Below are 10652 nucleotides of genomic sequence, written 5' to 3' on the forward strand. Positions count from 1 at the left end.
GGTACGAGGTGAGCGGTACGAGGTGAGCGGATTCGTCCGTGGGCGCCGGCTCGGCGTCGACGTGGGGCAGGTCCGGGTCGGTCTGGCGATCAGCGACCCGGACGGCATCCTCGCCACTCCGCTGATGACGGTACGGCGGGACCTGTCGACCGGCGGCGCGACGAAACCGGCCGACCTGCCCACGGATATCGCGAAAATTGTCCAGATAGTCCATGAGTACGAGGTCAGTGCGGTTATCGTCGGTCTGCCGGTGAACCTCGCCGGCCGCCACGGACCGGCCGCCGACGCGGTCAGCGCATACGTACGGTTACTCGAAGTGGCGGTATCGCCGATTTCAGTCCTGACGACCGACGAAAGGATGTCGACGGTGGTCGCTAGCCGTAGGCTGTCCGAGCGGGGCGTTCGAGGACGACGTCAACGTACGGTGGTCGACCAGGCGGCCGCCGTGGAAATCCTGCAGAGCTGGCTGGACGCGCAGCGGAGGCAGAAGTGATGATCGACGAACTGGACCTCGCCTTCGAGGACCGGGCCGACAAGGGCCGGCACCGTCGGGGCGCGCGGCGCAAGAAGTCGTCCGGCGGTGGCGGCCGCGGCAAGACCTTCGCCGCGCTGCTGGTCACCATGCTGCTGCTCAGCGTGCTCGGCGGTGGTGTCTGGTACGGCTTCGACCGGGTGCAGGGCTACTTCGCCACCCCGGACTACGACGGCGGCGGCACCGGTGAGGTGGTGGTGCAGGTCCGGGCCGGTGACACCGCCACCGACATCGGCAACACCCTCGTCGAGGCCGGCGTGGTCAAGAGCGCCAAGGCGTTCGTCAACGAGGCCCGGGACAACTCCCGCAGCCAGAACATCCAGCCGGGTTTCTACACGCTGCGCCTGGAGATGAGCGCGGCGACCGCGCTCGGCCTGCTGCTGGACCTGGAGAACAAGGTCTCCAACCGGGTGACCATCCCGGAGGGCCGTACCGCCAAGCAGATCTACCAGCTGCTGGCCGAGTCGACGGACATCCCGGCCGAGGAGTTCGCCACCGCCGCCGAGGATCCGGAAGCCCTCGGCGTGCCCGAGTGGTGGATGACCCGTACCGACGGGCAGGAGGTGACGGTCTCCGCCGAAGGGTTCCTCTTCCCGGACACCTACGACTTCGATCCCGACGTCACCGCCCCGGAGATCCTCCGGGTGATGGTCAACCGGTTCCTGACCGTCACCGGTGAGATGGAGTACGCCGACCGGGTGCAGGCCGAACGCGGCGGGATCAGCCCGTACGAGGCGCTGATCGTCGCGTCACTGGCGCAGGCCGAGGCCGGCATCGCCGAGGACCTCGCCAAGGTCTCCCGGGTGGCGTACAACCGGGTGTACAGCGGGACCTTCCCGTGCAGCTGCCTGCAGTTCGACGTGACGGTCAACTACTACTGGGAGCTGACCGGCCAGGAGACCAAGGCGTCCAAGGACATGACCCGCGAGGAGCTGTACGACGAGAGCAACCCGTACAGCACCCACGCGCACAGCGGGCTGCCGCCCACGCCGATCAACAACCCGGGCAAGGCCGCACTGGAGGGGTCGATCAACCCGCCGGACGAGGACTGGGTCTACTTCGTGGCGATCGACAAGGAAGGCCGTTCGGCGTTCGCCGAGACCCTCGACCAGCACAACCAGAACATCGAGATCGCCCGGCAGAACGGCATCCTCTGAGGTGTCCGCCCCCCGACCGTCCACCGCCGTCCAGCGGCGGGCCGCAGTGCTCGGCAAGCCGATCGGGCACTCACTGTCGCCGGTGATCCACAACGCCGGCTACCAGGCCGCCGGGCTGACCGGCTGGAGCTACACCGCGATCGAATGCGCCGAGGCGCAGCTGCCGGACCTGGTAGCCGGCCTCGGCCCGGAGTGGGCCGGGCTGTCGGTCACCATGCCGTTGAAGGAGGCGGCGCTCGCCCTCGCCGGGCGGGCCTCGCCGGTGGCCACCGCGGTCGGGGCGGCCAACACCCTGGTACGTCTGGCCGACGGCACCTGGTTCGCCGACAACACCGACGTGGCAGGGATGGTCGCGGTGCTGCGCGACGCCGGCGTCGGCACCGGTGCCCGGTTCATCGTGCTCGGCGCCGGCGGCACCGCCCGGGCCGCGTTGGCGGCCGCCGCCGCGCTGGCCGCCGCATCGGTCACCGTGGCGGCCCGCCGACCGGCGGCGGTCGACGAGCTGGTACCGGTCGCCGACGCGCTCGGGGTGTCGATGACCGGTACCGCCCTGTCGGCCATCCCGACGGCGGCGGCCGGCACCGACGTACTGGTGTCCACCCTGCCGGAGGGGGCCGCCGACCCGTACGCCGACCAGCTGCCGTGGACATCCGGCACGGTCTGCTTCGACGCGATCTACGATCCCTGGCCGACTCCACTGGCCTCGGCGGCGGCCGCCGCCGGTTGCCGGGTGGTCTCCGGGCTGGATCTGCTGCTGGCCCAGGCGGTCGGGCAGTTCGAACAGTTCACCGGGGTCGCCGCGCCGGTACCGGCGATGCGGGCCGCATTGTCGACACGGCGAGCAGCGACAGCCCCGCCGCGCTGAGGATGATCAGCGCCATCGGGGTGGCGCTGGCCGTACCGACCAGCCCGACCAGCGGCGCGGCCAGCGAGGCGATCCCGGACTGGACCGCGCCGAGCAGCGCGGCCGCGGTGCCGGCGTGCCGGGCGTGCTCCTCCAGGGCCAGCGCCGTCCCGTTCGGCATCAACATCCCGATCGTGGCGACGTAGCCCGCCAGCGCCGGCAGGATCAGCCACAGCTGACCGGTGGTCGCGCCGGCCACCAGCAGCGCTGCGGCACCGGCACCGGCGATCAGCGCGCCGACGAACAGCGGCCGGGTCCGGTACCGGCCGACCAGCCGGGCGTTGAGCTGGCTGACCGCGATCAGCCCGACCGCGTTGACCCCGAACACCAGGCTGAACATGGTCGGGGACAGCCCGAACCCGTCCTGCAGCACGTACGGCGATCCGGAGATGTAGGCGAACATGCCGGCGAAGGCCAGCCCCTGGGTCGACGCGTACCCGACGAAAGCCCGGTCGGTGAGCACCAGCCGGGCCGCCCTGGCCGCGCCGGCCAGACCGTCCGGGTTTCGGCGCTCGTCCGGCAGGGTCTCCGGCAGCCAGCGGGCCATGACGACGGTGAGCAGCGCGGCGACCACCGCGAGGGCGACGAATATTCCCCGCCAGGAGGTCACCCGCAGCACCGCCGCGCCGAGCACCGGCGCGGCGATCGGTGCCACCCCGAAAATGATCAGCAGGCGGGAGAAGAACCGGGCCGCGTCGGCACCCGAGTAGAGGTCGCGCACCACCGCGCGGGCGACGACCACCCCCACCCCGCCGACGAAGCCCTGGACCAGCCGCAGCCCGGCCAACGCCTCGGCGTTGGGTGCCAGCGCGCACGCCAGCGAGACGACGACGTAGCTGGCGACGCCGACCAGCGCCGGCCGCCGCCGCCCCCACCGGTCGCTCACCGGCCCGCCGACCAGCTGCCCGAACGCGACGCCGATCAGGCACGCGGTCAGCGACAGCTGCACCCGGGCCGGGGTGGCGGCGAGGTCGTCGCTGATCGCCGGGAACGCCGGCAGGTACATGTCGATCGACAGCGGCCCCACCGCAGTGACCGCGCCGAGCAGGATGAGCAGCACCGCTGGTCGGCGGCGGATGTCGTACGGCACGAAACCACCACCCCCCGAGACCGACCAACCGTACGTTAGGGCGGCTCGGTCGGTGTCCGGAGGGCGGGACACGGGCGACGTGGGTCACCGGGGTCCGACCACGCCGTGCCACACTTTCCGACGTGTTGCGTTGGCTGACCGCAGGTGAATCCCATGGCCCCGCGCTGGTCGCACTCCTCGAAGGCGTCCCCGCCGGCGTCGAGGTGACCAGTGCCGAGATCGGCCGCGAGCTGGCCCGTCGCCGGCTCGGCTACGGCCGGGGCGCCCGGATGAGTTTCGAGCAGGACGAGATCGAGATCGTCGGCGGCCTGCGGCACGGGGTGACACTGGGCAGCCCGGTCGCGATCCGGGTGGGCAACTCGGAGTGGCCGAAGTGGCGCACCGTGATGGCGGCCGACCCGGTCGACCCGGACGAGCTGGCCGGGCAGGCCCGCAACGCCCCGTTGACCCGGCCCCGGCCGGGGCACGCCGACCTGGCCGGGATGCAGAAGTACGGTCACACCGACGCCCGGCCGATCCTGGAGCGGGCCAGCGCCCGGGAGACCGCCGCCCGGGTCGCCGTCGGTACGGTCGCCCGGGCGCTGTGCCGGCAGGCACTGGGCATCGAGATCGTGTCGCACGTGGTCGAGCTCGGTTCGGTGGCCGCCAAACCCGGGCTGCAGCCCCGGCCGGAGGACGCCGAGCGGGTCGACGCGGACCCGCTGCGCTGCCTCGACCCCGAGGCGAGCGCCCGGATGGTCGCCGAGGTGGACGCCGCCAAGTCCGACGCCGACACCCTGGGCGGCATCGTCGAGGTGCTCGCCTACGGCGTACCGCCGGGGCTGGGCAGCCACGTCCAGTGGGACCGCAAGCTGGATGCCCGGCTGGCCGCCGCGGTGCTGTCGATCCAGGCGGTCAAGGGTGTGGAGATCGGCGACGCGTGGCAGCAGGCCCGGTCGCGGGGCTCGGTCGCGCACGACGAGATCATCCCCACCGCCGCCGGGGTGCGCCGGGTGACCGACCGGGCCGGCGGGCTGGAGGGCGGCATCACCACCGGCGAGCCGTTGCGGGTACGGGCCGCGATGAAGCCGATCTCCTCGCTGAACCGGGCGCTGTCGACCGTCGACGTCGTCACCGGGGAGCCGGCGACCGCCATCAACCAGCGGTCCGACGTCTGCGCGGTGCCGGCCGCCGCGGTGGTGGCCGAGGCGATGGTGGCGCTGGTGCTGGCCGAGGCGGCCACCGAGAAGTTCGGCGGCGACTCGGTCGCCGAGATCCGCCGCAACCTCGCCGGATACCTGGACCACCTGGTGATCCGCTGATGGCTCCGGTGATCCGCTGATGGCCCCGGTCTGCGTGCTGGTCGGCGCGCCCGGCGCGGGCAAGACGAGCACCGGTACCGCGCTGGCCGGTCTGCTCGGCTGCGACTTCCGCGACACCGACACCGACATCGTGGCGGCGGCCGGCAAGCCGATCCCGGAGATCTTCGTCGACGACGGCGAGGAGCATTTCCGGGCCCTGGAACGGGCGGCCGTCCGGGCGGCACTGCGCGGCTTCGACGGCGTGCTCGCGCTCGGCGGCGGTGCGGTGCTGGCCGACGAGAACCGTGCCGCGCTCGCCGGGCACACCGTGGTCCATCTCGGCGTCGAGCTGGCCGACGCGGTCCGCCGGGTCGGCCTCGACGCCGGCCGACCGCTGCTGGCGATCAACCCGCGGGCCACCCTGCGACACCTGCTGGAGCAGCGTCGCCCGTTCTACGAGCAGGTCGCCACGCACCAGGTGGCGACCGACGGGCGTACCCCGGAACAGGTCGCCGAGGAGGTCGCCACCCTGCTGCGCGCGTCGGCCGACCGGCCCGGGTACTAGGCTCGGCGCCGATGGACTCGACGACCTGTATCCCGGTGCCCGGCGACCGACCGTACGACGTACTTGTCGGTCGAGGGCTGCTCGACCAGCTGCCCGACCTGCTGCCCGGCGCGGACCGGGTGGCGGTGCTGCACGCACCCCCGCTGCAGGGCCAGGCCGACCGGATCGCCGCCGGTTGCGCCGCGGCCGGGGTCGAACCGCTGCTGGTCGAGGTGCCGGACGCCGAGGCCGGCAAGTCGATCGACGTCGCCGGGCAGGCGTGGGCGCAGCTGGGCGCGGCCGGCTTCACCCGTACCGACGCGGTGGTCGGGGTCGGCGGCGGCGCGGTGACCGACCTGGCGGGCTTCGTGGCCGCCTGCTGGCTGCGCGGGGTCCGCTGGGTGCCGGTGGCGACCAGCCTGCTCGGCATGGTCGACGCGGCGGTGGGCGGCAAGACCGGGATCAACACGGCGGCCGGCAAGAACCTGGTCGGTGCCTTCCACCCGCCGGCCGGGGTACTGGCCGACCTGGACCTGCTGGCCAGCCTTGCCCCGGTCGACCTGGTCGCCGGGTTGGCCGAGGTGGTCAAGTGCGGGTTCATCGCCGATCCGGCGATCCTGGAGCTGATCGAGGCCGATCCGGCGGCGGCCGCCGACCCGACCGGGCCGCAGGTGCGGGAGCTGATCGAGCGCGCCGTGCGGGTCAAGGCCGAGGTGGTCGGTGACGACCTGCGCGAGTCGGGGCTGCGTGAGGTGCTCAACTACGGGCACACGCTGGCCCACGCGATCGAAAAGGTGGAAGGCTACCGCTGGCGTCACGGGCACGCGGTGTCGGTCGGCCTGGTCTACGCGGCGACCCTGGCCCGGCTGGCCGGCCGGCTCGACCCGGCGGTGGCCGACCGGCACACGTCGGTGCTCGCCGGGCTGGGGCTGCCCACCAGCTACCGGGCCGAAGCGTGGCCGCAGCTGCTGGCCACCATGCGGGTGGACAAGAAGGCCCGGGGCAGCCGGCTGCGGCTGGTGGTGCTCGACGCGCTGGCCCGACCGGGGATTCTCGACGGCCCGGCCGACACGTTGCTCGCCGAGGCGTACCAGCAGGTGGCGGCGTGACGGGAGGTGGCGCGGCGTGCGGACGTACGTGCTGAACGGCCCGAACCTGGGCCGGCTGGGCAGCCGTCAGGTCGACGTGTACGGGCTGACCAGCTACGCCGACCTGGTGGCGATGTGTGAGCAGGTGGGCCGGGACGCCGGGCTCGACGTCGAGGTGCGCCAGACCGACGCCGAGCACGAGATGCTCGGCTGGCTGCACACGGCGGCCGACGCCGAGGCCGCCGTGGTGCTCAACCCGGGTGCCTGGTCGCACTACTCGTACGCGGTCCGGGACGCCTGCGCGTTGCTGCGCGGACCGCTGGTCGAGGTGCACATCTCCAACATCCACGCCCGCGAGCAGTTCCGGCACCACTCGGTGGTGTCGGCGGTCGCCACCGGGGTGATCTGCGGGCTCGGGGTGGACGGCTACCGGCTGGCGCTGCTGCACGTCGCCCGGCTGGCCGCGGCCCGTCCCCGCTGAGCCGGGACGGGCGAAGGACCGTGGGCCGTCCCGGCTGAGCCGGGTCCGGCCCGATAGACTTGGCAGATCCGTCCGCACATTGATGATCAAGGCAGGAAATGGCGACCACCAACGACCTGAAGAACGGGCTGGTTCTCAACCTCGACGGCGAGCTGTGGGCCGTCGTGGAGTTCCAGCACGTCAAGCCCGGCAAGGGCGGCGCTTTCGTGCGCACCACCCTGAAGAACGTGCTCTCCGGCAAGGTGGTCGACAAGACCTTCAACGCGGGCACCAAGGTCGACACCGCGACTGTCGACAAGCGGACCATGCAGTACCTGTACGCCGACGGCGAGGACTACGTCTTCATGGATCTGGAGACCTTCGACCAGATCATGGTGCCCGGCGGCACCGTCGGCGAGGCGGCCAACTACCTGCTGCCCGAGGCTGAGGCGATCGTGGCGACCCACGAAGGTGTGCCGCTGTACGTCGAGCTGCCGACCAGCGTGGTCCTCGAGGTCACCTACACCGAGCCGGGTCTGCAGGGTGACCGGTCGACCGGCGGCAACAAGCCGGCCACGATGGAGACGGGGGCCACCGTTCAGGTGCCGTTGTTCGTCACCACCGGGGAGAAGATCAAGGTCGACACCCGCGACGGCCGCTACCTCGGCCGAGCCTGATGGCCGAGGGGCCGAAGACTTCGATGCCGGCGCGCCGCAAGGCGCGCAAGCGGGCCCTGGACGTGCTCTACGAGGCGGACATGCGCAGTCTGCCGCCGGCGCAGGTGCTGGTCGGGTATCTGGCCCGGCTGTCGCCGCGTCCGGAGCATCTCGACTACGCGGTCGGCCTGGTCGAAGGGGTGGCGGCCCACCGGGACCGGATCGACGAGCTGATCGGCAGCTACGCCGAGGGATGGACGCTGGACCGGATGCCGGTGGTCGACCGTAACCTGGCCCGGATCGCCGTCTACGAGTTGCTCTACGTCGACGAGATCGACGACCCGGTGGCCATCACCGAGGCGGTCGAGCTGGCCCGGCAGATGTCCACCGACGATTCGCCGCGGTTCCTCAACGGTCTGCTGGACCGGATCGCCGAGTACACCCCGCACTAGCGGTTCCCGCCGCCCCGGCGGGCACAAGCCGCCACCGCCGGTGCCACGCGTCACCGCCGACGGGCCCGATCCAGCTGGACCGGGCCCGTCGGCGGTTGGGTGCGCAGCCGTCAGGAGGCGAAGAACGCCCGCGGGTCGGCGACCAGTACGCCGTGCTCGTTCAGCCGCTCGATGAGGCCGGACGGCGACGAGTCGTACACGATCGCCAGCGCCCGCAGGTCGTCGGCGCGGATGGACAGCACCCGACCGTTGTAGTCACCGCGCTGCTGCTGGATCGCCCGGGCGTACCGGGCGACGTAGGCGAGGTCCTCGCCGACCTCGTCGTACAGCCGCTCCAGGTCCAGGACGATCTTGCTGGTGGGCTCGTGACGTACCCCACTGCCGTCCGGCAGCAGTTCCGACACGGGTACCCGGTAGAAGTCGGCCAGTTCGGCGAGGCGGGAGACGGTGACTGCCCGGTCCCCACGCTCGTAGGAACCGACGACGACAGCCTTCCAACGCCCGTTCGACTTCTCCTCCACCCCCTGCAGGGACAGCCCCTGCTGCTGACGGATGGAGCGCAGGCGGGCGCCCAACGACTTGGCGTACTCAGAGGGCATACGGACTCTCCCAGTGCTTTGCCCGGGGCTTTCCCCAGCGATCGCTACGGAGCGTGACGGTACGGCGGTTCGCAAGCGCGGTCAAGTGGTGAATAGCTACCAGTGAACAAGATCGTGACGACTTGCCCCAAATTTCGTCTTACTGATGCGACACTCAGCGCCCCATATCGGCTCGGCAACGGGACGCTGGTAACGTTCGGCGTGACCGCTGACCAGCCGGGTGCTGGCCGGCGGTAGCCATGACGTCCTTTAACGACCCGTCCGGTGAGGCGGGGAAGGGGGTCCGCTGTGGCCTACCCGTCGGCCACCCAATCATCGGCGACGATGCCACCGTCTGTTAAGAGCATCCTGACCAGCGCCGACATTCAACGCGTCGTCGACCGGATCGCCCATCAGGTGCTGGAAAAGACCAACGGGGCGCAACGCACCGTACTGCTCGGAATTCCCACCCGGGGTGTGCCGCTCGCCCGCCGTCTCGCCGACCGGATTCGCACCTTCGAAGGGGTCGCCGTCCCGGTCGGTGTGCTCGACATCACCCTCTACCGGGACGATCTCCGGCTGAAGGCGACCCGCGCGGTAGGGCCCACCGAGCTGCCCGCCGGTGGCATCGACGGCCAGCGGGTCATCCTGGTCGACGACGTCCTCTACTCGGGTCGGACCGTGCGGGCGGCGCTGGACGCGATCAGCGACCTCGGCCGGCCCAGCTCGGTGCAGTTGGCGGTGCTGGTCGACCGGGGTCACCGGGAGCTGCCGATCCGCGCCGACTACGTCGGCAAGAACATCCCCACCGCGCTCACCGAGAACGTCAAGGTGCTGCTCGCCGAGACCGACGACACCGACGAGGTACGGCTGTTCAGTTCCCCGGGCGAGGCCCACCCGGCGGACGGTCCGCAGCGGGGGAGGGACCAGCGATGATCAGGCACCTGCTGTCCGGCGCCGATCTGGACGCGGCGGACGCCACCCGGATTCTGGACACCGCGGTCGAACTCGCCTCGCTGGCCGGCCGCGAGGTGAAGAAGCTGCCCACCCTGCGGGGGCGCACCGTGGTGAACCTGTTCTACGAGGATTCCACCCGGACCCGGATCTCGTTCGAGGCCGCCGCCAAACGGCTCTCCGCCGACGTGATCAACTTCTCGGCCAAGGGATCCAGCGTCTCCAAGGGTGAGAGCCTCAAGGACACCGCGCTCACCCTGCAGGCGATGGGGGCCGACGCGGTGGTGATCCGCCACCCCGCCTCCGGTGCCCCGCACCGGCTGGCCAACTGGGTGGACGGGTCGGTGGTCAACGCCGGCGACGGCACCCACGAGCATCCCACCCAGGCACTGCTCGACGCGTACACCATGCGGGCCCGGCTGGGTCGGCTCGCCGGCCTGCACGTGGTGATCGTCGGCGACGTGCTGCACAGCCGGGTGGCCCGGTCCAACGTCCTGCTGCTGGCCACCCTCGGCGCCAAGGTGACCCTGGTCGGGCCGCCGCCGCTGATCCCGGTCGACATCGCCACCGCGCTCGCCCCCGGCGTCGGGGTCGGCTACGACCTCGACACCGTGCTGCCCACCGCCGACGTGGTGATGATGCTGCGGGTGCAGCACGAGCGGATGGCCGACTCCTACTTCCCGTCCGCCCGCGAGTACGCCCGCCGGTACGGCCTGGACGGGGCCCGGCTGCGCCGGCTGCCCGGGCACGCCATCGTGATGCACCCCGGTCCGATGAACCGGGGCATGGAGATCTCCGCCGAGGTCGCCGACTCGCCCCGCTCCACGATCGTGGAACAGGTCGCCAACGGGGTAAGCGTCCGGATGGCCGTGCTCTACCTGCTGCTCGGCGGCCGCGGCTGATGCGGCGCACCGGTCACCGACATTCTCACCGGCACCACCGTCCCCAGGCGCACGA

The 10652-nt window shown here is 71.7% G+C and carries 13 protein-coding genes; 11 read left to right on the forward strand and 2 right to left on the reverse strand.

Features of this window, described 5'->3' with window-relative positions; genetic code table 11:
* Positions 1–22: 22 nt before the first annotated feature.
* The 3 genes from ruvX to EDC02_RS06470 are packed head-to-tail and all read left to right on the forward strand — an operon-like array spanning position 23 to position 2554.
* A complete protein-coding gene (gene ruvX, locus EDC02_RS06460; protein ID WP_123601161.1) occupies positions 23–493 on the forward strand; it encodes a Holliday junction resolvase RuvX in 471 nt (156 codons plus the stop codon).
* Entirely contained in the window at positions 493–1689 is a 1197-nt protein-coding gene (gene mltG / locus EDC02_RS06465; protein ID WP_123601162.1) for an endolytic transglycosylase MltG, read from the forward strand. Before ruvX ends, mltG begins: the two co-directional genes overlap by 1 nt.
* A 46-nt stretch (positions 1690–1735) precedes the next feature.
* Positions 1736–2554, forward strand: coding sequence for a shikimate dehydrogenase (locus EDC02_RS06470; protein ID WP_233606350.1), 819 nt, complete (start codon positions 1736–1738; stop codon positions 2552–2554).
* Here the strand turns inward: EDC02_RS06470 and EDC02_RS06475 are convergent.
* On the reverse strand, positions 2475–3683 hold the full coding sequence (locus EDC02_RS06475) for a multidrug effflux MFS transporter (RefSeq protein ID WP_123601164.1): 1209 nt from the start codon (positions 3681–3683) through the stop codon (positions 2475–2477). The genes EDC02_RS06470 and EDC02_RS06475 overlap by 80 nt on opposite strands.
* Positions 3684–3805: 122 nt before the next feature.
* Here EDC02_RS06475 and aroC point away from each other — a divergent pair, with 122 nt between their 5' ends.
* From aroC to nusB, 6 genes are all read left to right on the forward strand, one after another.
* Positions 3806–4984 (forward strand): chorismate synthase, encoded by a 1179-nt coding sequence (aroC, locus tag EDC02_RS06480; protein ID WP_123601165.1) that lies wholly within the window; start codon positions 3806–3808, stop codon positions 4982–4984.
* Between the two features lie 19 nt (positions 4985–5003).
* Positions 5004–5528, forward strand: coding sequence for a shikimate kinase (locus EDC02_RS06485; RefSeq protein WP_123601166.1), 525 nt, complete (start codon positions 5004–5006; stop codon positions 5526–5528).
* A gap of 11 nt (positions 5529–5539) precedes the next feature.
* Positions 5540–6616, forward strand: a complete 1077-nt coding sequence (gene aroB / locus EDC02_RS06490; protein WP_123601167.1) for a 3-dehydroquinate synthase — start codon at positions 5540–5542, stop codon at positions 6614–6616.
* A 16-nt stretch (positions 6617–6632) separates the two neighbouring features.
* Complete coding sequence (aroQ, locus tag EDC02_RS06495; protein WP_123601168.1) at positions 6633–7076, forward strand: type II 3-dehydroquinate dehydratase; 444 nt, start codon at positions 6633–6635, stop codon at positions 7074–7076.
* Positions 7077–7174: 98 nt separating this feature from the next.
* Positions 7175–7732 carry an elongation factor P gene (gene efp / locus EDC02_RS06500; RefSeq protein WP_123601169.1) on the forward strand — a complete coding sequence of 186 codons (558 nt, stop codon included), beginning with the start codon at positions 7175–7177 and terminating at the stop codon, positions 7730–7732.
* Positions 7733–7755: 23 nt separating this feature from the next.
* A complete protein-coding gene (gene nusB, locus EDC02_RS06505) occupies positions 7756–8163 on the forward strand; it encodes a transcription antitermination factor NusB (protein ID WP_199757813.1) in 408 nt (135 codons plus the stop codon).
* Between the two features lie 110 nt (positions 8164–8273).
* On the opposite strand, the gene EDC02_RS06510 is transcribed toward nusB, so the two are convergent.
* Positions 8274–8762 (reverse strand): transcriptional regulator, encoded by a 489-nt coding sequence (locus EDC02_RS06510; protein WP_123601171.1) that lies wholly within the window; start codon positions 8760–8762, stop codon positions 8274–8276.
* A gap of 288 nt (positions 8763–9050) precedes the next feature.
* Between EDC02_RS06510 and pyrR the strand changes: the two genes are divergently transcribed.
* Positions 9051–9677 (forward strand): bifunctional pyr operon transcriptional regulator/uracil phosphoribosyltransferase PyrR, encoded by a 627-nt coding sequence (gene pyrR / locus EDC02_RS06515; RefSeq protein ID WP_123601172.1) that lies wholly within the window; start codon positions 9051–9053, stop codon positions 9675–9677.
* Positions 9674–10597, forward strand: a complete 924-nt coding sequence (locus EDC02_RS06520; RefSeq protein ID WP_123601173.1) for an aspartate carbamoyltransferase catalytic subunit — start codon at positions 9674–9676, stop codon at positions 10595–10597. The genes pyrR and EDC02_RS06520 overlap by 4 nt, the downstream gene beginning before the upstream one ends.
* Positions 10598–10652 lie beyond the last annotated feature (55 nt).

The organism is Micromonospora sp. Llam0, assembly GCF_003751085.1.
Taxonomy (GTDB): Bacteria; Actinomycetota; Actinomycetes; order Mycobacteriales; family Micromonosporaceae; genus Micromonospora_E.

Coding starts and splice junctions, on each gene's coding strand:
- nusB (WP_199757813.1), top strand. CDS start 7,756: ATGCCGGCGCGCCGCAAGGCGCGCAAGCGGGCCCTGGACGTGCTCTAC.
- EDC02_RS06485 (WP_123601166.1), top strand. CDS start 5,004: ATGGCCCCGGTCTGCGTGCTGGTCGGCGCGCCCGGCGCGGGCAAGACG.
- EDC02_RS06510 (WP_123601171.1), bottom strand. CDS start 8,762: ATGCCCTCTGAGTACGCCAAGTCGTTGGGCGCCCGCCTGCGCTCCATC.
- aroB (WP_123601167.1), top strand. CDS start 5,540: ATGGACTCGACGACCTGTATCCCGGTGCCCGGCGACCGACCGTACGAC.
- efp (WP_123601169.1), top strand. CDS start 7,175: ATGGCGACCACCAACGACCTGAAGAACGGGCTGGTTCTCAACCTCGAC.
- EDC02_RS06520 (WP_123601173.1), top strand. CDS start 9,674: ATGATCAGGCACCTGCTGTCCGGCGCCGATCTGGACGCGGCGGACGCC.
- mltG (WP_123601162.1), top strand. CDS start 493: ATGATCGACGAACTGGACCTCGCCTTCGAGGACCGGGCCGACAAGGGC.